Below are 26,316 nucleotides of genomic sequence, written 5' to 3'. Positions count from 1 at the left end.
GCCGGTCGGGAATCCGGCGTCAGACCAGCGGTACCGGCCCGTTACCCAGGTTCATCAACGGCCCGACGAGCTGGTGACCGACGTCCGCAGTCACCACACAACTGAGTGCGCCACCCCCGCTACCAGCGACCGCGGCTGACGTGAGCCGACCGCCCGCACTGGGGTCCGTCATGCCGGTCAGCTTCCTGGTCAGGGCCGCGCACGTCGAGTTCAACGCGGACCGTGGAACCGTGTTGTCGGCGAAGGTGTAGCCGAAGATCTCCGCGGGGTGCGGCAGGCTGCAGTCCACCAGGTCCAGCGTGCCGGCGCTCACCGTCCGGAGGCAGCTGGCGTAGTTCGCCGGCGGTGCCCCGTCGCGGAAGGCGTTCCTGACCGTGTGGTCGTAGTGGGTGGCCCGGCGGCTGACAGGATCGGGAACGTAGCTGACGCAGGCGATCCACTGCTGTCCCATGGTGCGCTGCAGCGCGTCTGGACCGGCCACGAACAGGAACGACGACAGCACCACCGGCGACCAGTAGGTGAACAGACTGGCCGGGTGCCCGAAGATCGTCGGATCGCCAGGGTGGCCCGGGCGGCTCCCCAGCCCGAGGTACCCGATCACGTCCTGGGCGCAGATGTTGACGTTCGGGTCGACCGGTGGTCCGTCGCTGCCGTCCTGGGGGAAGGCCGGTTCGGCCGCGACCGGCAGGACCGACACGACCTCCCCGTAGCGGGGTCCGGCACACGGTCCGGTGCTGACCGCGGCGTGGTCCGGCGCCCGGACCTGCTGGTCCGGGTCGACCGGCTTCAGCAGGCAATCACCCACCGACGGCGGCGGCGGGACGGGCACCGTGACCGCAGTCCCCGCCAGGCGCCTCGGCGTGAGCTGCGGTACGACGACAGCGGCCAGCAGCACCACCGCCAAAACCACCAGTCCGGCCCACCGCCTGTCCACCCACCCATCATGGCTCGCGCGGTACCCGGATGCTGTCGGACGACGGCCGGAGCTGATCGATGAGGCAGCTCAGCGGATGCGCTCGGCGGAGCGTGCCGACACGATGAGCTGCGCCACCAGCGGCTCCAACTCGTCCGGTGACGCACCTTCTTTCAGTGCGGTGGCCACGTCCTCGGCGGCGCATCTGACCTGGTAGAGCCGGTCCGCGAGGTCGTCACGCTCCTCGACCGAGAGCACGACGGCATCGGCCGGCAGCTCGCCTCGCTGCAACCCGCTGCGGTTCTCGTAGGCGCGCTGGCGGCAGGCCTGCGCGCAGTAGCGCCGACGCCGCCCGACCGTCCCCGCCGACGGCAGTCCGCGGCCGCACCAGAGGCACCGATGCGCACTCTGCTCGCGGCTGTTGGCCGTCACCTGCTGGTCCGTCACCATCGTCGCCGCCATGGGTTCCACCGTAGGCGCCGGGACTGCTCCGGAGCGGCAACGGCGCACCCTCTGACGCGTGACACACTGCACGCATGACGGCCTACCTGGACGGTTCGGGTCCGCGTGCGTTCGCCCATCGTGGTTGGCACATCGGCGATCTCGCGGGTTGTGAGAACACCATGGCCGCCTTCACCAGGGCCGTCGACGAGGGCTACCGCTACCTGGAGACAGACGTCCACGCCACCGCCGACGGCGTCCTCATCGCCTTCCACGACCACCACCTCGACCGGGTCACCGACGGGCGGGGCCGAATCAGGGACCTCACCTGGGACGAGGTCAGCAAGGCGAGGATCGGCGGCCGTGAGCCCATCCCGCTGATGGCCGAGGTGCTCGAAGCGCTGCCGCACGCCCGGTTCAACATCGATCCGAAATCCGACCGCGCCGTCGGGCCGCTGATCGACCTGCTGCGGACGTCGCGCGCCGTCGACCGGGTCGGGCTGGGATCGTTCTCCGATCACCGCCTGACGACGCTGCAGCGCGCGCTCGGACCGACCGTTGCCACCTCGCTGGGCCCCCGCGCCGTCGGGATGCTGGCCGCGGCTGCCAACCTGCGGCTGCCGGCCAGGGTCGGGGCCGCAGTTGCCGCCCAGGTACCGGTCCGTTACGGCGCCATCACCGTCGTCGGGCGGGCCTTCCTCAAGACTGCCCACGCCGCCGGCATCGAGGTCCACGTGTGGACGATCAACGAGGCCGACGAGATGAGACGGCTGCTCGACCTCGGGGTCGACGGCATCATGACGGACCGACCTGACACCCTCCGACTGGTCCTGGCCGAACGCGGGCAGTGGGAAGGCTGATTGCCGTCCGCAGGCGCAGGTTCCACCGGACCATCCTCTTCAGTACAGTCCGCTCGTGTCCCCCGCTCCCCAGTCCGTCGTCCATGACCAGACCGAGCCGACCACGGCCCTCTCCACGGTTCCGGCCGCCGGCTCCAGACGGGGCCAGCAGCCGACCGGAGCGCTGAAGTTCTTCTACGGACCGATGGACTGCGGGAAGTCGACGCTGGCGCTCCAACTCGATCACAACCACTCCCGGCAGGGGCGGCGCGGTCTGCTGCTGACCCGGCTCGACCGTTCCCATCGCGGCCAGATCACCTCCCGGATGGGCATCACCCGGGAGGCCATCGAGGTTGACGACGACATCGATCTCGCCCATCTGGTGAAGGCCTCCTGGGCCGCCGGCCGCCGGGTCGACTACCTGATCGTCGACGAGGCCCAGTTCTTCACCCCCGTCCAGATCGACCAGTTGGCCCAGCTCGCCGACGACGTCCAGGTCGACGTCTACGCCTTCGGTATCGCCACCGACTTCCTGGGACGGCTCTTCCCCGGCTCGGCCAGGTTGTTCGAACTCGCCGACGAGGTGCTGCCGCTGCAGGTGGAGGTGCTCTGCTGGTGTGGTGGGCCGGGACGGTTCAACGCCAGGGTGGTCGAAGGAGCGGTGGCCACCTCCGGCGAGCAGGTGGTGGTTGCCGACACCGCGCTGGACGAGGCGGAGATCCGCTACCAGGTGCTCTGCCGTCGCCATCACCGCTCCGGTGACCTCGGCCCGAATTCCGGCGACGCCACCCTCCCGCTCGGTCAGCCCTGACCCCCGGCGGGCTGCACGAGGCGTGAACGCCGGTGGAACTGTGTGGGAACCATCACCATCGGTGCCGCATCCTGGTAGCCTGCCCGCGCCGAACTACAGATGTGCGTTAGCGTGTCACGCTGTCCCTTCTCGTGGCGGTGATGGCTAGCTCGCAGTTCTCCTCGCCTTGCGAACCATCCGCAGCGCGATCGGGAACGAACCAACTCCGAAGGGCGTTACTAGTCAGTAGCGCCCGAAGGGGCAGCACGCCGGGAGAACGTTCCGGCCCCCGGTATCGCGCTCGAAACGCAGTACCGGACGAACAATTGCGAAAGGAACACCATGGCTGACCGCGTCCTGCGCGGAAGTCGCCTCGGCAGCACCAGCTACGAGGCTGATCGCAACCACGATCTGGCCCCCCGCCGAACGGCCACCTTCCGGTGCCCGAGAGGCCACGAGTTCACCGTGCCGATGGCCGATGACGCCGAGGTACCGGCGGTCTGGGACTGCCGGATGCACGGGCTCGAGTCCGCCCTGATCGACGGCTCGGCCCCCGAGGGCAAGGCCGTGAAACCGCCGCGCACCCACTGGGACATGTTGCTGGAGCGTCGATCGATCGCCGAACTCGAGGAAATCCTCGGTGAGCGTCTGGCCGAGCTCAAGGCTCGTCGCACCGCTTCCTGATCACAGACGAAAAACACCGAGAACGGCCCCGCTCCCCTTTCCGGGGGGTGGGGCCGTTCTCGTACCCGGGCCAGGCCGGGCCGCTGTCAGCTCCGGACGATCTCCTTCTTGCCGGTGACCAGACCCTTGACCTGGTGCCAGCGGTGCACCGCGCCCCACAGGGTGATCTTCAGCAAAGCCTCGCGCACGATGCTGCCGCTCATCTTGGAGACACCGATCTCGCGCTCGGTGAAGGTGATCGGCACCTCGACCGCGCGGAAACCCCCGAGGATCGCTCGCCAGGCCAGGTCGACCTGGAACACGTAGCCGTGCGAGGCGACCTCCTTGAGCGGGATCGCCCTGATCACCTTCGCGCGGTAGGCCCGGTAGCCGGCGGTGATGTCCTTGACGCCGACGCCCAGCGCGAGGCGCGAGTAAAGATTCGCCCCCCTGGAGAGCACCAGCCTCCGCAGCGGCCAGTTGACGACGGATCCGCCCTTGACATACCGGGAACCGATCACCAGATCGGCGTGGTCGAGGGCCCCGAGCAGCCGTGGCAGTTGTTCCGGTGCGTGCGAGCCGTCCGCGTCCATCTCGACCAGGACGTCGAAGCCATGCCGCAGGCCCCAGTCGAACCCGGCGAAGTAGGCCGGCCCCAGACCGTTCTTCTCGGTGCGGTGCAGCACCGCGATCATGTCGTCGGCGCCGGCCCGCTCGTCGGCAATGTCGCCGGTCCCATCGGGACTGCTGTCGTCCACCACGAGGATGCTGACGGAGGGCACGGCCGCCCGGACCCGGTCCAGGATGATCGGCAGGTTCTCCCGCTCGTTGAAGGTGGGGATGATGACCAACACCCGGTCGGTGCGGTCGAAGTTGTCGGCCTGGTCGGAGCGGTCGTCGGGGTTGGCGGGGCTCACGGGTGTTGCTTCTCCTTCGAGGCCGAGGTGGATCGACGGCCCGGTCGCGATACGCGCCGGCCCCGATGTCGGGTCGGCCCTGATCCGGATGGTGCTGAACGACAAACCTAGAGGGTTGAACTGTGCCTGCGTGTACGCCGGCGGGCCAGCAGGGTGCTCAGCGCCAGGGCGAGCAGTCCACCGGCGGTGAGCACCCACTCCAGCGGGCCGCCGACGACGGTGCCCGGCGTGGTGGCGGAGATGAGTGGGACGGTCGGAGTCATGTAGCCGGCGGTGAACAGCCCGATCCGTGATTCGACGCCGCCGTCCGGCCCGATCACCGCGGAGACGCCGCTGGTGGAGGAGATCAGCACTTCACGGCCGTGCTCGACGGCACGCACCCGGCTCATCGCCTGCTGCTGGTAGGTCTCGTTGGTGTAGCCGAAGGTCGCGTTGTTGGTCTGGACGACGAGGACCTGCGCGCCGCCGTCGACGACGTCGCGGACGATGTCGTCGTAGACCACCTCGAAGCAGATGACGTCGCCGATGTTGACCCCGGCGATGTTCAGGTTCCCTGGCCGGGTGCCGGGCAAGAACTCACCCTGCTGCAGGTCGACCTTGTCGGAGAAGATCCGGAAGAACGACCGGTAGGGCATGTACTCGCCGAACGGCACCGGATGCATCTTGGTGTAGGTCTGGTCGGAGAGCTTCGCGGCCGGGCCGGTCACCGGATCCCAGACGATGCCCATGTTGTAGTTCTTGCCCGGGGTCCCGCTGCCGACGACTGCGCCGACGAGGACCGGGACGCCGATGTCACGAACGGCCGCCTGGATCACGGCCGCCGCGTCGGCGTTGGCGTAGGGATCGATGTCCGACGCGTTCTCCGGCCAGATCACCAGATCGGGTTTCGGCGCCGTCCCGGCCCGGACGGCCTCGGCCAGCTTGTGCGTCTGCAGCGCGTGGAGATCGGTGACCGCACGGCGTCGCGCGTTGAACTCCAGACCAGGCTCGGGCACGTTGCCCTGGATGACGGCGATGTTCCGGGTCGGGGCGCCCTCGCCGCTCAGCTCGGTGGTCAGCCCGACCAGGCCGAGGACGTAGGGCAACAGCACCAGCGCGACCGGCCCGATCAGCAGCACCGGGCGGAGTTCCCGGCGGTGGCGGAACACCGCGCGCGCCAGCCCGGCCACTGCAAATCCGCCCAGAGCGGTGAGGAAGGCCAGACCGGAGGCGCCGAGCAGCGACGCCACCGGGAGCAGCGGTCCGTCGGGCTGCGAGTAGGCGATGCCACCCCAGGGAAATCCACCGAAAGGTGCTCGGGCGCGCAGGGCTTCGCCTGCGATCCACGCCGCCGCGGCCCACACCGGCCACCATGGCAGCCGACGGCTGGCCGCGGCGATCAATGCGCCAACGGGCATCAGCAGGATCGCCTCGGCGATGGCCAGCGCGGTGGCCACCGGGCCGACGTACACCGTCACCCAGTTCAGGAGTGGCACGTAGAAGGCCAGGCCGAACAGCAGGCCGAGGCCGAGCGCCGGGCCCATCCGGCGGCCGTGCACGGCCAGGCCGAAGAGGCCGAGGCCGACCAGGGCCATCCACCACAGGGTGGTCGGGGCGAACGAGAGATTGAGGGCGTAGCCGCCGGCAGCCGCACTCAGGACGCGGAGACCCCCGGTGCCGAGCAACGTGGTTCGCCACCGGCGGAGACGCCCGGGCCCGCCGGGATGACCGGCCTGCCGCAGCTGCTTCCTGGTGGCACGCACGAGATCGGCAGAAGGCGCGCTGTCGACCGTCGGGGAAACCACCGGTTCAGAATAGTGCCGCCGCGGTGGTGGTCCTGTCAGCTACGACTGCCACCCGCCCGGCCGCTCGAGTCCGGCCTCAGCCTGCCGCGGCGGCGGGGACGCCGTGGAACAGGCCGGTGTCGTAGACGACCCGGCCGCCGGCGATGGTGGCGATGGTGGTGGGCAGCGTGGCGCCGGGGGTCAGATCGGGCAGCAGCGGGACGCGGGAGCGGGGGTCTGTCGACCAGCGCGCGACCAGGGGGTTCGCGGCCGGCCGAACCAGCTCGCCGGTGATGAAGACGGCCAGGTGGGCCGGTGCACCGACGGTGATGGTGCCGATTCCGCGATCGGTCCGGCCGGCGGCACGGTGCCCACCCCGGGTGTGCGCGGTGAAGGCGGCGCGTGGCGACAGTCCGGAGCCCGCGGTCCGGTGGTGCACCGCCGCCTGGACGGCGGCCCAGGGGGAGGCCGCCGTCACCGGGGCATCGGAGCTCAGCGCCAGGGCCACCCCGGCGGAGGCGAGGGCGGCGAACGGGTTCATCAGCACGGCCCGGTCGCGGCCGAGCCGACGCGCGTACATCCCGTCGACGCCGCCCCAGGCCGCATCGAACATCGGCTGCACGCAGGCCACCGTGCCGGTCGCGGCGAAGGCGGCGATCGCCTCCTCGTCAGCCATCTCGGCATGCTCGATGCGCGGCACGCAGCCCGCCATGACGACGCTGCCGTTGTCGCCGAGCCGTGACGTGGCTCGCCGCAGGGCCCGACCGACCGCGCTGACGCCGTCGTCGCCGATGGCGTGGAACCCGGGCTGGATCCCGGCAACCGCGCAGGCCCAGAGGTGCTCGGTGAGCTCGTCATCACTGAGATACCTGGTACCGCAGTTATTCTCGTCATCGCTGTAGGGATGGGACAGTGATGCGGTCCGAGAACCGATGGCGCCGTCCACCGACAGATCCCCGGCCAGCGCGACCGCGCCGGTGGTCCGGAGGAGTTCCGCGGCTTCCTGGGGGTCCGAGACCGCTGCGGCGAGGTAGCCCCGCACGGAGATGGCGGCCCCCAGGTCGAGCAGGGCGCGCAGGTCCTGCCGGCCTGGGCCGTCGCCGGCGGCGCATTCGTGGATCTCGACGATCCCGGCCGCCGCACACGAGTCGAGGAAGGCCCGCTGGGCTGCCGCGCGCCGCTCCGGGGTGAGCAAAGACTTCGCCAGGTTGCGGACCTGGTGGTGGGCGCCCCTCTTCTGCGGCAACGTCGGGTGCAGGTCCGACAGATCCGACCCGGCCGGGGCGCCGTCGAGCAGGGCCGTGCTGATGAGGGCCGAGTGCACGTCGACCCGGCTGAGGTAGGTGGGGCGCGAGCCGACCGCGTAGTCGATCTCGGAGCGGGTGGGCGGCCGGTTCTCCGGCCACGCCGTCTCGTCCCAACCGTGCCCCCAGAGCAGGGCACGGGGTCCCAGACCTGCTGCAGCAGCGGAGATCCGGTGCAGGCAGTCGCCGAGCGAGGTGGCCGGACCGAGGTCGAGCCCGGTCAGAGCCAGGCCGGCGTCGGTGGTGTGGACGTGCGCGTCGACGAATCCAGGGGCGACCAGCGCACCATCGAGGTGGACGACGTGGTCGGGCTCCCCCGCCATCTGCACGGCATGCTCCCCGCCGATCCAGCTGATGATCCCGTCGGTGATCGCCATCGCGGTGGCATCGGGGTCTGCAAAGGTGTGGACCCGCCCGCCGCGGAGGAGGATCGTCGTCATGCGGTCAATTCCTTCATGCCTCCAGTCAATCACTGCCAGCCGGCGGTGCGGTTCTGGCCGTTTGCGGGTAAACGGCTCTTAAACTCTGAGATCATTTGTCAGGTGACGATGCTCCCCCAGAACGCCGTGTCGGCCGAGGCCCACCGGACCCGCGAGACCGGTCTGACCGCAACGGAAGTCGAAGAGCGGGTCGCGCGCGGCCAGGTCAACGCCGCCGACGTGACCACCTCCCGGTCGATCTGGCAGATCGTCAGGACCAACGTGATGACGCGCTTCAACGCGATCCTCGGCGCGTTGTTCGTGCTGATCATCATCACCGGGTCGTGGGCCGACGGACTCTTCGGCCTGGTGCTGATCGTCAACTCCGGGATCGGTGTCACCCAGGAGTGCCTGGCCAAGCGCAAGCTCGACTCGCTGGCCCTGCTCAACGCTCCGATCACCCGCGTCGTGCGCGAGGGTCGGCTGCTCGAGATCCCGACCGCCCAGGTGGTTCTCGACGATCTGATCGAGTTGCGCACCGGTGATCAGGTCCCGGCCGACGGCACGCTCTTCTCGGCCGCCGGGTTGGAGATCGACGAGTCGAACCTCACCGGAGAGTCCGACGCGGTGCCCAAGTCCGGCAGCGACAGCGGCGACCAGGGCGACACCGTCATGTCGGGCACCGTCGTGGTGGCCGGCAGCGGCCGGTTCCAGGCCTCCGCGGTCGGCGTCGACGCCTACGCCAACAAGATCGCCGCACAGGCCCGGCGGTTCACCAAGACCCGGTCGGAGATCCAGGACTCGGTCGACAAGCTGCTGAAGTACATCACCTGGGTCATCGTGGTGGCGCTGCCGCTGCAGATCTGGGCGCAGTATCGCGCAAACGCCGACCAGGGCTGGCGCGAGGTGATCATCCGGTCCACCGGCGGCCTGGTCGGGCTGGTCCCCGAGGGGCTCGTGCTGCTGACCTCGGTGGCCTTCCTGCTGGCTGCCGTCTCGCTCACCCGTCAGCAGGTGCTGGTGCAGGAGCTGGTCGCGGTCGAAGGCCTGGCCCGCGTCGATGTGGTCTGCCTGGACAAGACCGGCACACTCACCGTCGGCGACATCGTCTTCGAGGAGATCATCCCGCTCGGCGACGTCGACGAGGCTGCTCTCCGGGTCGCGCTCGGCGCGCTCGCCGACGACCCCAACGCCAACGGCACCCTCAAGGCCCTCGCCAGTGTCATCCCGGCCCCGGCGGACTGGGTCCGATCGGCGAACATCGCCTTCAACTCGGCTCGGAAATGGAGCGCGGCCACCTACGACGGCCACGACACCTGGGTGCTGGGTGCGCCGGACATGCTGCTGGACGCCGCCGACCCGATCCGCGAGCGGGTAGCCGGGTACGCCACCACCGGACGCCGGGTACTGCTGCTGTCCAACTGCACCTCGTCGTTGACCGGTCAGGACCTGCCGCCGGGGCGGTGCGCGCAGGCGTTGGTGGTGCTGTCCGAGCAGATCCGACCGGATGCGGCCGAGACCCTGGCGTACTTCCGGGACCAGGGCGTCGGGATCAAGATCATCTCCGGTGACAGCACCACCACGGTCGCGGCCATCGCCCGACGCGTCGGCCTCGAGTTCACCGAGGACGGGGTGGTCGACGGCGGCTCGTTCGGCACCGACCCGGCTGACCTCAAGGAACTGGCGGAGCGGACCACCGTCTTCGGGCGGGTCTCGCCCGAGCAGAAGCGGGCGCTGGTGCAGGCCCTGCAGGCCGGCGGTCACGTCGTCGCGATGACCGGCGACGGCGTCAACGATGCCCTGGCTCTCAAGGACGCCGACATCGGGGTCGCCATGGGCAACGGGGCCCAGGCGACCAAATCCGTGGCTCAGCTCGTGCTGCTGGACGGCCGGTTCTCGCACCTTCCGACGGTGCTGGCCGAGGGACGACGGGTGATCGGCAACGTCGAGCGCGTGGCCAACCTGTTCGTGGCGAAGAACGTGATGAGTTTCCTGGCCATCATCACGGCCGCGGCGTTCGCCCTTCCGTTCCCGTTCCTCCCGCGACAGCTGACCCTGGTATCGGCCGTGACCATCGGGATCCCCGCCTTCTTCCTGGCCCTGGGGCCCAACAAACGGCGGTACGTACCCGGGTTCCTCCGACGGGTGCTCGGTTTCGCGGTGCCGGCCGGCACCATCGCCGGCATCGTCGTGATCGTGTCGTACCTGTTGGGGCGCCACCACTACGGAGTCACCGGCAGCTGCTCCATCGGCGGCGCCGTGAACGATGCCTGCTCGCAACCGGGCACCGGTGCGACGATCGCGTTGCTGGCCACGTTCTTCTGGATCGTGGTGGTGCTGGCGCGGCCCTTCCTGCTGTGGAAGGCGGCGCTGATCGGTTCGATGGCGGGCCTGGCCGTCCTGGTCTTCCTGCTGCCGTCGGGCCGGCAGTTCTTCGGCTTCAACCTGCCGTTCGGCCTGTTCCTGGTGTCGATGGCGGTCGGCATCGCCGGTGCCGTCGCCATCGAGATCGTCTACCGGGTCACGCCGCACACGCGACCCACTGCTTCCTGACGACGTCAGACCTGGATGGGGATGCCCAGATCTCAGACCACGACCTGATCCCGACGGCGGGGCAGCATGCCGGCGGACGCGACCATCACCACCGAGATCACCACCACGGCGATGAAGACGTGGTGCGAAGCGATGTTCACCGCGGTGGGCGACTCGTCGACCCGGCCACCGGAAGTCAGGACCGCATTGGCGATGGCACCGAACAACGCCACCCCGACCGCGCTCCCGATGGACCGGCTGAACATGTTGGTGCCGGTGACGACTCCCCGGTCGGACCATCCGACGCTGGACTGGGCGGCGATCAGGGTGGGGCTGGCGACCAGTCCCATGCCGATCCCGACGATGAAGCAGTAGATCCCGACCGCGACGATGGAGGAGTCCCGGCCCAGGCTCAGCATCAGGCTGGTCCCGATGACGACGACAGCGCCGCCCAGCAACGCCGTCGACCGGAAGCCGATCCGGAGGTAGACCCGCCCGGCCAGGGCGGCCGCGATCGGCCAGCCGAGAGTGAGCGTGGCCAGGGCGAACCCGGCCACCAGCGGACCGGCGCCGAGCACCACCTGCACGTAGGTGGGGACGTACGAGGTCAGGCCCAGCAGCACGGCGCCCACCATCAACGACACCGCACTGCCGCCGACCAGCACGCGGCGCCGGAAGATCCAGAGCGGCAGCACGGGTTCGGCGGCCGAGCGTTCGGCGAAGACGAAGGCCACCAACGACAGCAGTCCGACACCGAAGATCAGCAGACTGACGGGCGAGGTCCAGGACCAAGCTCCCCCGCCCTCCAGCAGGCCGAGGATGACCAGCGAACAACCGAGCGTCAGCAGGGTCGCGCCGAGGTAGTCGATCCGGTGGGGTGTCCGGTTGACCTTCTCGTGGAACTTGCGGATCAGCATCCAGCCGGCGAGGAAGCACATCGGGATGTTGACGAAGAAGATCCAGCGCCACGAGATCCACTCGCTGAAGACCCCGCCCAGCGTCGGTCCGACGACCGATGAGATGCCCCAGACGCTCGCCAGGTAGCCCTGGACCCTGGCCCGCTCCTCGAGCGAGTAGATATCACCGACGATGGTGATGCTCATCGGCTGGACCGCACCGGCGCCCAGACCCTGCACCGCCCGGAAGGCGATCAGCGCCGGCATGCTCCAGGCAAAACCGCAGAGGATCGACCCGACGAGGAACAGGCCGATGCCCAGCAGGATGACGGGCTTGCGGCCGAACATGTCGGCGACTTTCGCGTAGACCGGTACCGAGACCGCCTGCGCCAGCAGGTAGATCGAGAACAGCCAGGGGAATTCGGAGAAACCGCCGAGGCTCTTCACCACCGAGGGCACCGCCGTCGCGATGATCGTCGAGTCGAGTGCGACGAGCGAGGTCGCCAACATCAGCGAGATCAGGATCGGGCCGCGATCGGAGCGGAATCCGACTGCACTCACCGGCGTCCCGGCGTTGGAGCCTGTCTTGTCGGTGCTGGTCTTGGCGGTGGTCGTCACAGGTCTGGTTCGGCTTTCGTCGTCGCTCGTCTTGGTCGCACAGATCTTTCCCATGCTAACCACTTCGCGCGGCTCGCGATTCCGGGCAACCATGCGGGCCACCGTGGGTAGGTCAGCCGGTCACCGGTGCTCGTAGCCCCGTCCAGTGCGCCGCAAAGGCCAGCTGGTCGGCGTACTCCTGGGCGAGCGCCGTCGCCGGCTTGCCCATCCCGTGACCGGCTCTGGTGTCGATCCGCAGCAGGATCGGCGCAGTCCCGGCCTGGCAGTGCTGCATCTGCGCCCCGAACTTGAGCGAGTGCGCGGGCACCACCCGATCGTCGTGATCACCCGTGCTGACCAGCGTGGGCGGGTAGCGGGTGCCCTCGCGCAGTGCATGCAGCGGCGAGTAGGCGTGCAGGGTGGGAAAGTCCTCGGACCTGTCGGGTGAGCCGTACTCGGTCGTCCAGGCCCACCCGATGGTGAACAGGTGGAACCGGAGCATGTCCATCACGCCGACGGTGGGCAGGGCCGCGGCGAAGAGGTCGGGGCGTTGCGTGATCGCCGCCCCCACCAGCAGTCCGCCGTTGGACCGGCCGTGCACGGCCAGCTGGGCCGTGGTGGTGATCCCATCGGCCACCAGCTTCTCGGCGCACCCGAACAGGTCGTCGAAGACCCGCTGCTTGTGGTGCAGCATGCCCGCCTCGTGCCAGGCGGTGCCGAATTCGCCACCACCGCGCAGATTTGCGACAGCAAGCACGCCGCCGCCGGCGATCCAGGTGGCGAACAACGCCGAGAAGCTCGGTGCCAGGGCGATGTCGAATCCGCCGTAGCCGTACAGCAGGGTCGGGTGAGGGCCCTCCGCCAGATCGGCGCGGTGCACCAGGCTCATCGGCACCGGGGTGCCGTCGGCAGAGATCCCCTGGATCCGGGTGGCGGTGACGGCGGGCAGCTCCACCGCCCCGGCCGGCCCGGCCAACCGTTCGACGGCGCCGAGCGTGTCAAGCCGGTACGTCAGCTGACGATGGTCGAACCCGGTGGTACCGACGAAGATCTCGTCGCTCCCCGAACGGGACCGCACCGCGATGAACGACACCTGGTCACCCAGCGCGGGTGCGGCCACGAAAGCGCCGGAGCGATCGACGATCTCCAGGTGGTGGGCGGTGTCGACCGACCACATCAGCAGGAACGAGTCGCGCGCGAGGCTGACGTCGGACAGGATCTGGGTGTCGGTCCCGGAGATCAGCTCCTTCCATGGCGACCCGGGCGAGGCCAGGTCCACCGCGACCAGCCGTCCGGCCGGTGCGTCCCGCTCGGTCCGCAGGTACAGGATGTCGCCGTCGGCCCCGACGACGTGGTGTGCGTCGGCTAGCTCGGCGACGACCGGTGTCTCCCCGGGCAGAATCACGCTGCGGCCGTCCTCGTCGGACGCCACCCGCCGGACGAACACCGTGGTGCGGGAGTCCGTTCCGGGTGAGGCAGTCAGCACGAGCCAGCGACCGTCGGCGCTGAACCAGGCGTCGACCATCCACTCCTTGGCCTCGGGCCGTGACCAGATCAGCTCGTCCGCCGACTGGTCGGTGCCCAGCCGGTGCAGCGCCAGCCGGCCGATCCCGGCCGCGTCGGTGAAGGCTCCCGAGGTCTCGGTTTCGGCGTCCGGGTAGCACCAGTAGAGGAACGACAGACCGTCCGGCAGCCAGGTCGGATCCAGCCACTTCGCTCCGGTCAGCCGGTCCGGCAGGTCCTCACCCGTCTCGACGTCCAGCACACCCACCGTGCGCCAGTCCGAGCCGGCGTCCGAGCGGGTGTAGCCGGCCAAGGTGCCGTCGTCGGTCACCTGGATCCCGGTGAGGGCCGCAGTGCCATCGGCGGACCACCCGTTCGGATCCAGCAGAAGGCGCCCGTGGCCCGCCGTGAGCTCGGCCGGGGTGCCGGCGGTGAACAGCTGGTCCTGGTCCTTCTCCCCCGGGTTGCCGATCATGAAGTAGTGCCCGCCGCGCTCCCACGGCACTCCGGTGCGCGGCGCGGTGAGCAGTGCGGTGGTACCCGCCAGGAACGTCTCACGCCCGGCGAGTCCGTCGAGATACGGCCTGGACACTGCGTTCTGGGCCGCCACGAAGGCTGTCGTCCGCGGCGAGTCCGGATCCTCGAGGTACCGGTAGGGGTCGGGCACGCTGACACCGTGGAGGACGTCAACGGTGTCGTCGCGGTCCGCGGGCGGATAGCTGGCCGGTTCAGGATCTGGGACGAGTGACATACCCCGATCACATCACGCCGATGACGGCGCGTGGCGCCCGGGCGGTCAGCTCTCCGCGTTCACCGGGTTCAGCGAGGCACCGGTGGTGCCGGGTACCTGAGCGGGCGCGCCGGCCGTCACGGGACGGTCCTCGAACGGGGTGGACAGCACGACGGTGGTCCTGGTCGACACGTTGGCGGTCGCTCTGATCTGCGCGAGCAGCGCCTCCAGAGCCGACGGTGACGCGACCCGCACCTTGACGATGTAGGACTCCACCCCGGCTACCGAGTAGCAGGATTCGATCTGCGGCAGCGGCAGCAGACGCTGCGGGTAGTCGTCCGGTTCGGCCGGGTCGATCGGCGTCAGCGAGACGAAGGCCGTCAGCGGAAGTCCGATCTGCTCGCCGTCGATCCGGGCTGCGTACCCGCGGATGACGCCGCGCTGCTCCAGCCGACGCACCCGCTGGTGCACGGCGGAGACGGACAGTCCGACCTTGTCCGCCAGTTCGGTGTAGGAACATCGGCCGTCCGCGGCCAGCACAGCCGCGATCCGCGCGTCGAGTTCTTCCAGCACCGGGCTCAGCCCCCGACCGTGATCAACGTCTTGGCCGCGTTGTTCATCAGCAGAGGTCCGTCCCGGCCGACGACGACGATGTCCTCGATGCGAACACCGAACCGGCCCGTCAGGTAGATGCCCGGCTCGACCGAGAAGGCCATGCCCTCCTCCAGCAGCATCGCGTTGCCGCTGACCATGTACGGGTGCTCGTGCACCTCGAGACCGATCCCGTGGCCGGTCCGCGTGATGAAGTACTCGCCGTAGCCGGCCTCCTCGATGACCGATCGAGAGGCCTTGTCGATCGACTCGGCCGTTGCGCCGGTGCGGACGGCGTCGACGCCGGCCTGCTGGGCCTGCCGGACGATCTCGTAGACCTTGTCGAAGTCGGGATCGCCCCCGTCACCGGCGACCTGGTAGGTCCGGGTGCAGTCGGAGTAGTAGCCGGCCGGGCTCGGGCCGCCGATGTCGATGACCACCGGATCACCCGGTTCGATCACCTTCGGCGAGGCCTCGTGGTGCGGGCTGGCGCCGTTGCTGCCGGAGGCCACGATGACGAAGTCGGCGCGGGTGTGACCTTCTTCGACCAGCGCAGCGGCGATGTCGGCCGCCACCTCGGCCTCGGTGCGGCCGGGGCGCAGCCACTCGCCGATGCGTGCCTGCACCCGGTCGATGGCAGCGCCGATGTCGGCCAGCGCGGCGACCTCGTCGGCGGCTTTGCGCATCCGCAGCTCGCCGATGATCTCTCCTGCCAAGCGGAGCTCCGAACCCTGTTGTGCCGCTTGGATTCCCAACGCGTGCACGGCCGGCATGTGGTAGTCGACGGCCAGCACGGTGGCCGTGAGCGGGAGCAACCCGATCAGGGCCTGGTAGGGGTCGGCGCCGTCGGTCCAGGTGGTGAACGGGACCCCGAGCTGCTCCAGCGGGCTGCCCGACCATCCGGGCCGCTCGAGGGTCGGGACCAGGATCTGCGGCTCGCCGACCGCCGGGACCACCAGCGCGGTCAGCCGTTCGTGCGAACCGACCGAGTGGCCGGCGAAGTACTGCAGATCGGCGCCGGGCGCGATGATCACCACGTCCACCCCGGCCAGGCCCGCCTGGACGGCCAGCCGGGCCAGTCGGTCCGCGAACGCAGCGTTCGCGGCTGCGGGAGAGGGCGACGGCGACGGCGAAGATTCGGCGAACATTCTCGGGATCCTAGCCTCGATCACCGAAACTGCTGCGTCCCGGACCAGCGTCGAAACAGATGAAATTGCGATCGACCTCAGGTCATCAGATGTCTACAACCGGGGCGTTACCAGGAGGATGGTGGCTGACCCTACCCATGCGGACGATCGGGGAAGGGAGGTCCAGTCGAGGCTGCTTCCGGCGCACCGACGTCGAAGCCACCGAGGTCAGCAATCACGGTTCGCCCAAACCCCGGTGTCATTCACTTCGAGGGAACCGCGCGCGGAGTCTTGTCCGCCAGATCTAAGTGTCCCAATTAATTCGAGGGAAGTATATCTCCTACTCGGGAACAGGGCGCCAACGAAAAGTCCACGGTCAATACCCACCACGCTGTCGAATTCCCCCACTGTCAAATGCGCTAACTGACGACCGCGACGATGGCGCTCGACCCAGGCCGCGCCGTTCGGCGTCGCCGGTGGAGGCCGGACCCACGCCGGGCCCGGGCCCGGAGTGACTTCCCGACGGCGACGAGATCCACCGAGGTGATCGACCCATGAGCGGGGACCGGTAGCGTCGTCGAACATGCTGCAACTGCTCGATCTGGCCGGTATCTACTTCCGCGCGTTCCACGGGGTCCCCGCGACCACGGTCGGGCCGGCCGGGCAACCGGTCAACGCCATCCGCGGAACCTTGGACATCGTTCGGCGGGTGATGCTCGACGGGAACCCGACGCGCGTGATCGCCTGTCTCGACCTGGACTGGCGTCCGGCCTGGCGGGTGGAACTGGTCCCGACCTACAAGACCCACCGGGTGGCCGAGGCTCCGGCCGACGATAACCGTTCGGAAACCGCGGCCAAACGGAATGAATCGACCAAAGCTCGACCTCTACATGAAGGTGAGACTGCGATCGAGGAAGTGCCTGATCTGCTCAGCCCGCAGATCCCGGTGCTGCTGGAGGTGCTGGCGGCGATCGGGATCAGCACGGCCGGCGCGCCGGGTTTCGAGGCCGACGACGTCATCGGCACCCTGGCCGGCCTGGAGCGCGAGGACGAGGTCGAGGTGGTCACCGGCGACCGGGACCTGTTCCAACTGGCCCGTGACGCCCCGACCGTGGTGCGCGTCCGCTACGTCGGCGCCGGGATGAGCAGGGTCGTGGTGCTCGACATGAACGCCGTGGCGGAGAAGCACGACATCCCGCCAGGCCGCTACCCGGATTTCGCGGTGCTGCGCGGAGATCCGTCCGACGGGCTGCCGGGCGTGGCCGGCGTCGGTGACAAGACGGCCGCCGCACTGATCAGCACCTACGGGTCGATCGAGGCTGTCATCGAGGCGACGAAGGACCCGAAGTCGACGCTGACGAAATCTCAGCGGCAGAAGCTGGCCCCGGCTCTGGATTACCTCGCAGTGGCGCCGACCGTCGTCCGGGTCGCCCAGGACGCACCCGTCACCGTGTGGCCTGCCGGCGACGGCAGGCTGCCGAAGGCTCCGGTCGATCCCGACCGCCTGCTAGAGCTGTCACGCGAGTACGGACTCAGCTCGCCTGTCGCCCGGCTTCTCGACACCCTGAGCTCGCGAGATTGAGGGGCCGGGGGACACGCCTCAGTTGGGCACGCCGACTTCGTACTGGCCCTTGTCGTCCTTGACGGTGATGGTGATCGTCTTGGCCGCGCCGGCGATGGTGGCGGTGCAGTTGAACGTCGTGCCGGTCTTGACCGCTTGGTCCGCGGGGCAGACGACGTTCGTCACGCCGGTGGTGCCGTAGCCGGCCGGTGGTGCGTCGGTCAGGATCTTGGTGACACCCGCGGCGACCTTGGTGTTGTCGAAGGTGTCGCCCTTCTTGATCACGCCCGGGTACACGAACAGCACGATCGCGACGACGGCCAGCACCACGACGGCGGCTACCACCCCGATCAGCATGCCCTTGCTGGACTTCTTCGCGGGAGCAGAAGGCTGACCGTAGCCCGCCGGCTGACCGAATCCGCTCTGCTGACCGTAGGCCGCGGGCTGACCGTAGGAACCCTGCTGACCGTAGCCACCTTGCTGACCGTAAGCAGGCTGGTCGTAGGTCGGTGCTGCGCCGTAGGCCGACTGCTGGCCGTAGCCTGCGGGCTGGCCGTAGCCAGCCTGGCCGTAGGACTGCACCGGATCGGCGGCCGGTTGGCCATAGGCGGGCTGAGCTCCGCTGGGCTGGCCGTACGCAGGCTGGCCGTACGCAGGCTGGCCGTACTGCTGTCCCGGTTCGGCGGCAGGCTGGCCGTAGGTCGGCTGCTGGGGGGCGCCGTAGCCGGGCTGCTGGCCGTACGCCTGCTGAGGTGGCTGCCCGTAGGCAGGCTGGGCGCCGGACTCGGGGGCAGGCGGCGGCTGGTAGCCGGGCTGCCCGTACTGGGGCCACTGCTGGCCCGGATCACCCTGTTGTCCGCTTGGACCGTATGGCGTGCTCATTTCTGATCCTGCCTCTTCGCGCAAGCGCTCATCGTGGCCTTCGCCCCGCCGTCCGTTCGCAAATCGTTGCGATCCACCGATGCCTCCTCGATCACGCCGGCCCGCACGCCGCCGTCACTGGTGATCCAACCACGATGCGGGCCGTTCCACGTGGACCGGGCTGTGGCGGATGACGAATTAATCTTCTCGGGTAGGGATCGAGTATTCGTTCGTACGCGAACCTACCGACAGGTGAAGAGCCTTGTCTGGATGTTACTGATACTCGGGACACGGACCTGTTTCGGTCGTTCACATCGCGCCCCGCGCCACCACCCCCCTGCGCAGCGCGGTGAGGGCCTGTTTCGCCGTCCCGGCCAACAACGGTTCGGCCACCGTCCGCACCTGGTCCAGTAGGTCGATCACCTGGCGGCACCACCGGACGAAATCGCCGGCCGACATGTCGGTGCCGGTGGCATTGGCCACGGTGAGGGCCTGGGTCAGGGTCTCGCCCCTGGCCCAGGACGCCACCGCTGCCGCGAACCCGAGGTCAGGACTCCGGGTGGCAGGCAATCCCGCGGCAGCCTCGTCAGCGCTGATCTCGGTCCAGATCCTGGTGGTCTCGGCCATCGCGGTCGCCGCGGCGCCGGCCGGTGGCCGGGGCGCGCTGACCCCTTCGCGTCTTGCCTCGAAGACCAGGATCGACACCACCGCAGCGAGATCTGCCGGTCCGAGAGCCTCCCACACCCGGTCCTGCAGGCATTCCGCGACCACCAGATCGCTCTCGGACCAGATGCGCGAGAGCATGCGTCCGGCGTCGGTGAGCTCGTCGCCGTCCACGTACCCGCGTCGGTCGAGCAGCGCGAGGATCCGGTCGAGGGCATCACCGAGCGAGTTGCGGGAGCCGGTCACCCTGGCCTCGAGGGCGGCGTTCTCCGTCTGCAGCCGCAGCCACCGACGAGCCCATTGCAGGTGGGTGTCCCGGTCGGCGCAGCCGTGCACCGGGTGGGAGCGGACCGCGCGCCGCAACGCCGCGATGTCGACGTCCTCCATCGCACCTCGCGGTACCGTGCCCTTGGTCGCGACCCGGCCCCCGGCCAGGGCGGCCCCGAGGGCCGAGGCGATGTCGCGGCGAACGCCCGGCGCGCGGTGGTCGACGAACTTGTCCAACTTGATCCGTCCGAGACTGGGCACCGGACCGCGGAAGTCGTTGGCAGACAGTCGTCCTGCCCACCGACCTGCGGTGACGACCAGTGGGCGCACCGAGTCGTCGAACCCGACACCGGGATCGAGCACGACAGCCAGACCGGCTCGGCGACCGGCCGGGATGGAGATGATGTCACCGCGGGTCAGGCTCATCAGGTCATTGGTGGTGGCGTCCCTGCGACGAGCGGCGCCGGCTTTCGCCTGGGTCTTCTCCTGCGACGCGAGTTCGTTGGTCAGCGCGAGGTACTCGGCGGTGTCCCCCAGGTGGCACGCCATCGCCTTGAAGTGGGAGGCGATTGCCTGGTCGTCGCGGCGCACCTGCCGGACCAGGCCGACCACCGACGAGTCGGCCTGGAACTGGGCGAAAGACTGCTCCAGCAACGCTTTTGCCGCCGTCCGGCCCATCCGGTCGGTCAGGTTGACGGCCATGTTGTAGCTCGGCCGGAACGAGGACCGCAGCGGGTAGGTGCGCTTGGACGCCAGACCGCCGACGACGTGGGGGTCCATTCCCGGCGACCAGAGCACCACCGCGTGGCCCTCGACGTCGATGCCGCGGCGCCCGGCGCGCCCGGTGAGCTGGGTGTACTCCCCCGGCGTCAGGTCGACGTGGCCTTCGCCGTTGTACTTGACCAGCTTCTCCAGCACGACGGTCCTGGCCGGCATGTTGATCCCGAGCGCGAGGGTCTCGGTCGCGAACACGGCCTTCACGAGGCCGGCGACGAACAGCTCCTCGACCGTCTCCTTGAACGCGGGCAGCATCCCGGCGTGGTGCGCGGCGATCCCGCGCTCCAGCGCCTCACGCCACTCCCAGTACCCCAGCACGGCGAGGTCGGCCTCCGGCAGGTCGATGGTCCGTCGGTCGATCACCGTGCGGATCTCGGATCGCTCGTTCTCGCTGGTCAGGCGCATGCCGGAGCGCACGCACTGGGTGACGGCGGCATCGCAGCCGGCGCGCGAGAAGATGAAGGTGATGGCGGGCAGCAAACCCGAGCCGTCCAGTCGCTCGATGACGTCGACCCGGGAGGTCGGGCGCCACCGGGCGCCACCGGCGTTGCCACCGAATCCGGCCCGTCCGCCCCGGCTGTTGGTGCGGCCGCGGTTGCCGCTGCCGCCCTGGCCGCCGTTGAACCGCCCGGCCAGACCCTCGGCATCCGACACCGCCTTGGCCAGTGCGGGTTCGATCTTGATCCGGGCGCTCGGGCGGCTCGGGTCGAAATCGCTGCCGGAGGTGCTGAACAGGTCGTACAGCCGGCGTCCGACGAGCATGTGCTGCCAGAGCGGCACCGGGCGGTGCTCGTCGACGACGACCGTGGTGTGCCCGCGCACGGTCTGCAGCCAGGCGCCGAACTCCTCGGCGTTGGACACGGTGGCGGACAGGCCGACCACCTGGACGTTGGCCGGCAGGTGCAGGATGACCTCCTCCCACACCGCGCCTCGGAACTTGTCGGCGAGGTAGTGGATCTCGTCCATCACCACGGCCGTCAACCCGTCGAGGTCCGGCGAGTCGGCGTAGAGCATGTTGCGCAGCACCTCGGTGGTCATCACCACGACGTCGGCGTGCGAGTTGATGGAAGTGTCGCCGGTGAGAAGACCGACCCGGTCGGGACCGTATTCAGCCACCAGATCGGAGAACTTCTGGTTCGAGAGCGCCTTGATCGGGGTGGTGTAGAAGCACTTCCCGCCGGTGGCCAGCGCGCGGTGGACCGCGAACTCGCCCACCACCGTCTTGCCGGCACCGGTCGGTGCGCAGACGAGGACCCCGCGACCCTCCTCGAGCGCCCGGCAGGAGTCGATCTGGAACCGGTCCAGCTTGAATGGGCGGCTCTCGGCGAACTCCGTCAGGAACGGGTGTCCCGCTCGGTCCCGGGAGCGCGCGTACCGCTCCGCGGGTGAAATCGTCTCCTCGACGTCAGGCCAGGGGCCATCGGTCACGTGGCATCACCGAAGTCGCCGCCGGGAGTGTTCACCACGACCGGCTGCGGGGCGGACACGGGCGTCGGCCGCTCGATGTCATCGGTGGCGGTGCCGCCGTGGAACCCGGCCGTGGTGGGAACCGGCGAGGCCTCGTCGTCGGAGAGGTCCGTCAGGCCCTCGGCCTCGTCCCGGTTGCCCTTGCGCTTGTCGTGGAGCTTGGTGACCTGCACTGCCACCTCGTAGAGCACGACGAGCGAGACGGCGAGGGCCGACATGGTGATCGGGTCGTTGCCGGGCACGACCAGCGCGGCGAACACCACGATGCCGAAGATCGAGTAGCGCCTGGCCTTGGCCAGCTTGGCGCCCTTGATGAGACCGATGATGTTCAACATGATCAGCAGCAGCGGAAGTTCGAACGAGACGCCGAAGATGATCAGCAAGGCCATCAGGAACTGGAAGTACTTGGACGGGTCGAGGCCGCTGACCACGCTGCTCCCGGCGAAACCGAGGAGAACGGTCAGGCCCTCGCTGATGACGTAGTAGGCCAGCACGGCGCCGGCGGCGAAGAGTACGGCGGCGGTGGAGACGAAGATCCGCGCGAACTTGCGTTCCTTGTCGTAGAGCGCCGGGGTGACGAATCCCCAGAGCTGGGTGAGCCAGACAGGCGAGGAGAGCACGGCGCCGACCATGAAGCCGGCCTTCAACCGGATCGCCAGGGGGCTGAACACATCGGTGGCCAGGAGCGCGCACTCGTGGCCCGGAATGTTCAGGCGCTTGCTCGCTGGCACCTTGCAGTACGGGCCGGTGAGGATGTCGCCGAGGTTGGGGATGTGCAGCGACGGAATTGCGACGGTGTACCAGATGAAGCCGACCACGGTGCCGAGAAAGAGGCCGAGGGCGGCCCACCCGAGACGCTTGCGGAGCTCGTACAGGTGCTCCATCAACGACATCGTGCCGTCGACCTTCGGCTCGTCCTTCTTCCGGCGGCGAAGCTGCACTGAACACTCCTTGGATGACGAGCGGGCCGGCAAGGCCCACCTTCGATGATGCCACGAGATGGTGCTGCGATCTGCGGCTGGTTCTGCCGCCGGTTCTGCTGTTGGTTCGAGGCCGTGGGGCGGCCGGACTGCGGAACCGGCCTGGCAGAACGGGTTCACCGTGTCTTGGCGTCTGTCAGCGGTAGGCCGCCAGCGCCTGCGCCGCTCTCTCGGACACCCGCAACGTGAGGTCCGGACGGTCCTCGATGACGGCGCCGCCACCGAGCGAGAGCACCAGGCGGACCAGCCAGTCGTCACCGCCGGCCCGCAGGCTGATCCGCAGCTCCCCCGGCCCGTCGTCGGCGCCGGGAAGTTCGGTGCTGCTCTCGGTCTGGTAGTAGTCAGCCACCCAGCGGGCCGAGGGCGCCAGGCGCAGGGTCACCGGTGGGATCTGCGGATCGGGGTGGAACATCTTCTCGGGGATGTCGGAGTCGACCCAGAGCTGGCCCTGGGCCGGTTCGTCCAGCACCTTGACGTCCTCGATGCGGTCCACCCGGAAATGACGGACCGCGTCGGCCGAGTGGCAGTAGCCCTCCAGGTAGGCGTGCCCGTCGGTGACCAGGAGGCGGATCGGATCGACGATGCGTTCGGTGAGGGCGTCGCGGGAGGCCGTGTAGTAGCGCATCCAGAGTTGCCGTGAGTCGTCGACCGCGGTGCGCACCGCGCCCAGCGCGGGAGCGGCGTCGGCCGCCGCCACCCGGACCGCGCCGGCGGTCTCGGCGCCGGCCTGTTCCAGCTTTGCGAGCGCCGAGTAGACGGCGTCGGCGTCCACCAGGCCCGGCAGGTCGGCGAACGCGCGCAGGGCGACGGTCAACGCCACCGCCTCGTCGGACGTCAACCGGACCGGCCGTTCGATACCGGCGTCGAACGCGATCGAGACCGTCCCGCCCTCCTCGTCGAGCACGACGTCGATCAGGTCGTCCGGATAGTAACCGGGAAGACCGCAGACCATCAGCAGGTCGAGGTCGGCAGCGATCTGGGTGACGTCGACCCCGAACTCCACCGCCAGGTCGGCCAGTGCCACACCCGGACGCCGGGAGATGTACGGGACCAGCCCGAGCACCCGCGCCAGCCGATCCGTTGCGGTTTCGGTCATTTCGAATCCTCGAGCAGCACGGGTGCGTCGTCGACGAACCGTAAATCGTCATCGGTGTCGGTGTTCGAATTGTTCAAGGCCGGGCCGTCGGTGCCGACGGCCCCGACCAGCAGCCTGATCACGGCCTCGCGCAGGTCCGGCGGGTCGATGACCATCACCTCGGGTCCCTGCTCGGCGATCGTCCTGGCCGTGTCCCAGAGGTGGGCGAACGGCATCCGCACCACGTCCCAGCCGTCGTGCCCGCCGACCGGGTCCAGCTCGGCGGCCGTCGGATCTGCGGCTTCGGGGGCGGGTCGGCCGACGCGGTCGGCGGTGCGGCGAAGGCCGGTCGCGGAACCCGGCCGGATCAGCAGGGTGGCCGAGCGGTCGGCGGGCACTTCGACGCTGTCGGCGACCATGGCCAGCAGGTCGAGGCCCTCCGGCACCGACGCGGCACCGGCGCGGCCCACGGCTGTGACCGCCCCGACGATCCGGGAAAGCCGGAAGGTGCGCAGCGCGTTCTTGTCGGTGTCCTGACCGACGAGGTACCAGCGGCCGCCGAAGGACACCAGGCCCCACGGCTCGACGTTCCTGGTCTGGCCCTGCTCGGCCGGGGTCTTGCGGTAGTCGAAGACGACGGCCCGACCGGCGCGGACCGCGGCGTAGAGCGGTGCGAACGACGGATCAGCGGTCCGGACGCGCGGCTGCAGCAGGGCGGCGGCCTGCGCGTGCTGCTGCGCATCGGGGTCGGCGGGGGTCGAGTCCCTGATCTTGCGCATCGCGTTGGACCCGGGACCGGCCAGCGCCGTCGTCTCCCACAACCGCGCCGCCAGACCGAGCGCTGCGGTCTCGGCCGGCGTGAACGACAGCTCGGGCAGGGCGAACTCGCCGGGCGGGATCCGGTAGCCGTCCGATCCGTCATCCGGGGTCTGCAGCGGGATGCCCAGATCACGAAGTTCGGTCTTGTCACGCTCGAAGGTCCGGAAGAAGGCTTCCTCGGTGGGTGCATCGGCGTACCCGGCAACCTTGTCCCTGATCCAGGCCGCCGTCCGAAAACGCGGTGTGTTCAGCAGGGCGATCACCAGGTTCAGCAGTCGTTCCGCTTTCGCCGTGGCCACGTGGACCAGCCTTCCACACCTGTGGTCCCGCGCAGAGTCGCGGGCAAGCGCGGCGTGGAGCGGGTTCCAGGTGCGCCAGATGCAAGACCGAGGAAGTCGACGGATACCGGGTTTGTATCCGAGACGACGAGAACGCAGCAGGTGGCCCGCCTGGGAGCCGCTTACAGGGACTCGATCAGCTTGGTGACCCTGTCGTCGGTGTTGCGGAAGGGGTCCTTGAGGAGGACGGTGCGCTGGGCCTGGTCGTTGAGCTTGAGGTGCACCCAGTCGACGGTGTAGTCGCGGCCGGCGTCCTGCGCGGCGGCGACGAACTCGCCCCGCAGCTTGGCGCGGGTCGTCTGCGGAGCCACCGTGGTGGCCTCGGTGATCGCCTCGTCGGTGACGATCGTCGCAGCCAGACCCTTGCGGACCAGCAGCGAGTGCAGCCCGCGGCCGGGGCGGACATCGTGGTAGGTCAGGTCGATCTGGGCGATCCTGGGGTCCGACAGCTCCATGGAGTTGCGGGCCGCGTAGGAGTCGATCAGCTTCTTCTTGATGACCCAGTCGATCTCGGTGTCCACGCCGGAGAGGTCGCCGGTCTCCACGCCCTTGAGGGTGCGGCCCCACAGGTCGAGCACCCGCTCGGAGATGGGGTCGGAGCCGCGGGAGGCCACGTAGTCGACGGCCTTCGTGTAGTACTCGGTCTGCGCGTCCAGTGCGGAGATCTCCGAGCCGGACGCGAGCCGGACCGGCCGCCGTCCGGTGATGTCGTGCGAGATCTCGCGGATCGCCCGGATCGGGTTGTCGAAGGTGAAGTCCCGCAGCTGCACCCCGGCCTCGATCATCTCGAGGACGAGCGCAGCGCTGCCCACCTTGAGCAGGGTGGTGGTCTGGCTCATGTTCGAGTCACCGACGATGACGTGCAGGCGCCGGTAGCGCTCGGCGTCGGCGTGCGGTTCGTCACGGGTGTTGATGATCGGGCGGGAACGGGTGGTCGCGGACGAGACGCCCTCCCAGATGTGGTCGGCGCGCTGCGAGAGGCAGTAGGACGCGCCGCGCGGCGACTGCAGGATCTTGCCGGCGCCGGCGATCAGCTGACGGGTGACCAGGAACGGGATGAGACCGTCGGCGATCCGGGAGAACTCGCCGGCCCTGGCGATCAGGAAGTTCTCGTGGCACCCGTAGGAGTTGCCGGCCGAGTCGGTGTTGTTCTTGAACAGGTAGATGTCGCCACCGATGCCCTCCTCGGCAAGCCGGGCCTCGGCGTCGACGACGAGGTCCTGCAGGATCCGCTCCCCCGCCTTGTCGTGGGCGATGAGCGTCAGGAGGTCGTCGCACTCGGCGGTGGCGTACTCCGGGTGCGAGCCGACGTCCAGGTAGAGGCGGGAGCCGTTGCGCAGGAAGACGTTCGACGACCGGCCCCACGACACCACCCGGCGGAACAGGTATCTCGCGACCTCGTCCGGCGACAGGCGGCGCTGACCGTGAAAGGTACAGGTGATGCCGAACTCGGTTTCGATGCCCATGATCCGCCGCTGCATAC

General features: G+C 69.3%; 20 protein-coding genes. 5 read left to right on the top strand and 15 right to left on the bottom strand.

Going from position 1 to position 26,316, the window contains the following annotated elements:
* Window positions 1-19: 19 nt before the first annotated feature.
* Entirely contained in the window at window positions 20-934 is a 915-nt protein-coding gene (locus ABIB25_RS10850) for a hypothetical protein (RefSeq protein ID WP_354528446.1), read from the bottom strand.
* 69 nt (window positions 935-1,003) lie between these two features.
* Entirely contained in the window at window positions 1,004-1,375 is a 372-nt protein-coding gene (locus ABIB25_RS10845) for a hypothetical protein (protein ID WP_502919784.1), read from the bottom strand.
* Window positions 1,376-1,449: 74 nt separating this feature from the next.
* Here ABIB25_RS10845 and ABIB25_RS10840 point away from each other — a divergent pair, with 74 nt between their 5' ends.
* The 3 genes from ABIB25_RS10840 (at window position 1,450) to ABIB25_RS10830 (ending at window position 3,667) form a co-directional block, all read left to right on the top strand.
* Window positions 1,450-2,214, top strand: a complete 765-nt coding sequence (locus ABIB25_RS10840; protein WP_354528445.1) for a glycerophosphodiester phosphodiesterase family protein — start codon at window positions 1,450-1,452, stop codon at window positions 2,212-2,214.
* A gap of 55 nt (window positions 2,215-2,269) precedes the next feature.
* Window positions 2,270-3,004, top strand: a complete 735-nt coding sequence (locus tag ABIB25_RS10835) for a thymidine kinase (protein WP_354528444.1) — start codon at window positions 2,270-2,272, stop codon at window positions 3,002-3,004.
* Between the two features lie 321 nt (window positions 3,005-3,325).
* Window positions 3,326-3,667 (top strand): RNA polymerase-binding protein RbpA, encoded by a 342-nt coding sequence (locus tag ABIB25_RS10830; RefSeq protein WP_090478812.1) that lies wholly within the window; start codon window positions 3,326-3,328, stop codon window positions 3,665-3,667.
* An 86-nt stretch (window positions 3,668-3,753) separates the two neighbouring features.
* On the opposite strand, the gene ABIB25_RS10825 is transcribed toward ABIB25_RS10830, so the two are convergent.
* The 3 genes from ABIB25_RS10825 to ABIB25_RS10815 form a co-directional block, all read right to left on the bottom strand.
* Window positions 3,754-4,563, bottom strand: coding sequence for a polyprenol monophosphomannose synthase (locus ABIB25_RS10825; RefSeq protein WP_354528443.1), 810 nt, complete (start codon window positions 4,561-4,563; stop codon window positions 3,754-3,756).
* Between the two features lie 107 nt (window positions 4,564-4,670).
* On the bottom strand, window positions 4,671-6,347 hold the full coding sequence (gene lnt, locus ABIB25_RS10820; RefSeq protein WP_354528442.1) for an apolipoprotein N-acyltransferase: 1,677 nt from the start codon (window positions 6,345-6,347) through the stop codon (window positions 4,671-4,673).
* A gap of 76 nt (window positions 6,348-6,423) precedes the next feature.
* Window positions 6,424-8,070, bottom strand: a complete 1,647-nt coding sequence (locus ABIB25_RS10815; protein ID WP_354528441.1) for an amidohydrolase — start codon at window positions 8,068-8,070, stop codon at window positions 6,424-6,426.
* Window positions 8,071-8,178: 108 nt separating this feature from the next.
* On the opposite strand from ABIB25_RS10815, the gene ABIB25_RS10810 reads away from it, so the two are divergent.
* Window positions 8,179-10,602, top strand: coding sequence for an HAD-IC family P-type ATPase (locus ABIB25_RS10810; protein ID WP_354528478.1), 2,424 nt, complete (start codon window positions 8,179-8,181; stop codon window positions 10,600-10,602).
* A gap of 32 nt (window positions 10,603-10,634) precedes the next feature.
* Here ABIB25_RS10810 and ABIB25_RS10805 read toward each other — a convergent pair whose 3' ends face one another.
* The 4 genes from ABIB25_RS10805 to ABIB25_RS10790 form a co-directional block, all read right to left on the bottom strand.
* A complete protein-coding gene (locus ABIB25_RS10805) occupies window positions 10,635-11,987 on the bottom strand; it encodes an MDR family MFS transporter (RefSeq protein ID WP_354528477.1) in 1,353 nt (450 codons plus the stop codon).
* A gap of 220 nt (window positions 11,988-12,207) precedes the next feature.
* On the bottom strand, window positions 12,208-14,328 hold the full coding sequence (locus ABIB25_RS10800) for a prolyl oligopeptidase family serine peptidase (protein WP_354528440.1): 2,121 nt from the start codon (window positions 14,326-14,328) through the stop codon (window positions 12,208-12,210).
* A 45-nt stretch (window positions 14,329-14,373) separates the two neighbouring features.
* Window positions 14,374-14,889: an Lrp/AsnC family transcriptional regulator gene (locus ABIB25_RS10795; protein WP_502919791.1), complete on the bottom strand. Its 516-nt coding sequence runs from the start codon at window positions 14,887-14,889 to the stop codon at window positions 14,374-14,376.
* Window positions 14,886-16,046 (bottom strand): M24 family metallopeptidase, encoded by a 1,161-nt coding sequence (locus ABIB25_RS10790; RefSeq protein WP_354528439.1) that lies wholly within the window; start codon window positions 16,044-16,046, stop codon window positions 14,886-14,888. The genes ABIB25_RS10795 and ABIB25_RS10790 overlap by 4 nt, the downstream gene beginning before the upstream one ends.
* 562 nt (window positions 16,047-16,608) lie before the next feature.
* Between ABIB25_RS10790 and ABIB25_RS10785 the strand changes: the two genes are divergently transcribed.
* Window positions 16,609-17,607 carry a 5'-3' exonuclease gene (locus ABIB25_RS10785; protein ID WP_354528438.1) on the top strand — a complete coding sequence of 333 codons (999 nt, stop codon included), beginning with the start codon at window positions 16,609-16,611 and terminating at the stop codon, window positions 17,605-17,607.
* A gap of 18 nt (window positions 17,608-17,625) precedes the next feature.
* Here the strand turns inward: ABIB25_RS10785 and ABIB25_RS10780 are convergent, their stop codons facing one another.
* The 6 genes from ABIB25_RS10780 to pafA form a co-directional block, all read right to left on the bottom strand.
* Window positions 17,626-18,468 (bottom strand): DUF4333 domain-containing protein, encoded by an 843-nt coding sequence (locus tag ABIB25_RS10780; RefSeq protein ID WP_354528437.1) that lies wholly within the window; start codon window positions 18,466-18,468, stop codon window positions 17,626-17,628.
* A gap of 288 nt (window positions 18,469-18,756) precedes the next feature.
* Window positions 18,757-21,582 (bottom strand): DEAD/DEAH box helicase, encoded by a 2,826-nt coding sequence (locus ABIB25_RS10775; protein WP_354528436.1) that lies wholly within the window; start codon window positions 21,580-21,582, stop codon window positions 18,757-18,759.
* Entirely contained in the window at window positions 21,579-22,562 is a 984-nt protein-coding gene (tatC, locus tag ABIB25_RS10770; protein ID WP_354528435.1) for a twin-arginine translocase subunit TatC, read from the bottom strand. The genes ABIB25_RS10775 and tatC overlap by 4 nt, the downstream gene beginning before the upstream one ends.
* A 175-nt stretch (window positions 22,563-22,737) precedes the next feature.
* A complete protein-coding gene (locus tag ABIB25_RS10765) occupies window positions 22,738-23,697 on the bottom strand; it encodes a helix-turn-helix transcriptional regulator (RefSeq protein ID WP_354528434.1) in 960 nt (319 codons plus the stop codon).
* Complete coding sequence (locus ABIB25_RS10760; protein ID WP_354528433.1) at window positions 23,694-24,794, bottom strand: helix-turn-helix transcriptional regulator; 1,101 nt, start codon at window positions 24,792-24,794, stop codon at window positions 23,694-23,696. The genes ABIB25_RS10765 and ABIB25_RS10760 overlap by 4 nt, the downstream gene beginning before the upstream one ends.
* Window positions 24,795-24,955: 161 nt before the next feature.
* The gene (gene pafA, locus ABIB25_RS10755; RefSeq protein WP_354528432.1) at window positions 24,956-26,314 is read right to left on the bottom strand and encodes a Pup--protein ligase; all 1,359 of its coding nucleotides are present in this window, start codon (window positions 26,312-26,314) and stop codon (window positions 24,956-24,958) included.
* Window positions 26,315-26,316 lie beyond the last annotated feature (2 nt).

The organism is Nakamurella sp. UYEF19 (assembly GCF_040546275.1).
Classification (GTDB): Bacteria; Actinomycetota; Actinomycetes; order Mycobacteriales; family Nakamurellaceae; genus Nakamurella.
The sequence above is the reverse complement of the archived record's forward strand: the minus strand, read 5'-3'. Positions and strand labels throughout refer to the sequence as shown.

What these genes read in the sequence shown, in the direction of transcription:
- ABIB25_RS10800 (WP_354528440.1), bottom strand. Translation starts at nt 14,328, where the DNA reads ATGTCACTCGTCCCAGATCCTGAACCGGCCAGCTATCCGCCCGCGGAC.
- ABIB25_RS10805 (WP_354528477.1), bottom strand. Translation starts at nt 11,987, where the DNA reads ATGTTGGCGACCTCGCTCGTCGCACTCGACTCGACGATCATCGCGACG.
- ABIB25_RS10815 (WP_354528441.1), bottom strand. Translation starts at nt 8,070, where the DNA reads ATGACGACGATCCTCCTCCGCGGCGGGCGGGTCCACACCTTTGCAGAC.
- ABIB25_RS10840 (WP_354528445.1), top strand. Translation starts at nt 1,450, where the DNA reads ATGACGGCCTACCTGGACGGTTCGGGTCCGCGTGCGTTCGCCCATCGT.
- ABIB25_RS10765 (WP_354528434.1), bottom strand. Translation starts at nt 23,697, where the DNA reads ATGACCGAAACCGCAACGGATCGGCTGGCGCGGGTGCTCGGGCTGGTC.
- ABIB25_RS10845 (WP_502919784.1), bottom strand. Translation starts at nt 1,375, where the DNA reads ATGGCGGCGACGATGGTGACGGACCAGCAGGTGACGGCCAACAGCCGC.
- ABIB25_RS10785 (WP_354528438.1), top strand. Translation starts at nt 16,609, where the DNA reads ATGCTGCAACTGCTCGATCTGGCCGGTATCTACTTCCGCGCGTTCCAC.
- ABIB25_RS10790 (WP_354528439.1), bottom strand. Translation starts at nt 16,046, where the DNA reads ATGTTCGCCGAATCTTCGCCGTCGCCGTCGCCCTCTCCCGCAGCCGCG.
- ABIB25_RS10810 (WP_354528478.1), top strand. Translation starts at nt 8,179, where the DNA reads ATGCTCCCCCAGAACGCCGTGTCGGCCGAGGCCCACCGGACCCGCGAG.
- ABIB25_RS10780 (WP_354528437.1), bottom strand. Translation starts at nt 18,468, where the DNA reads ATGAGCACGCCATACGGTCCAAGCGGACAACAGGGTGATCCGGGCCAG.
- ABIB25_RS10830 (WP_090478812.1), top strand. Translation starts at nt 3,326, where the DNA reads ATGGCTGACCGCGTCCTGCGCGGAAGTCGCCTCGGCAGCACCAGCTAC.
- pafA (WP_354528432.1), bottom strand. Translation starts at nt 26,314, where the DNA reads ATGCAGCGGCGGATCATGGGCATCGAAACCGAGTTCGGCATCACCTGT.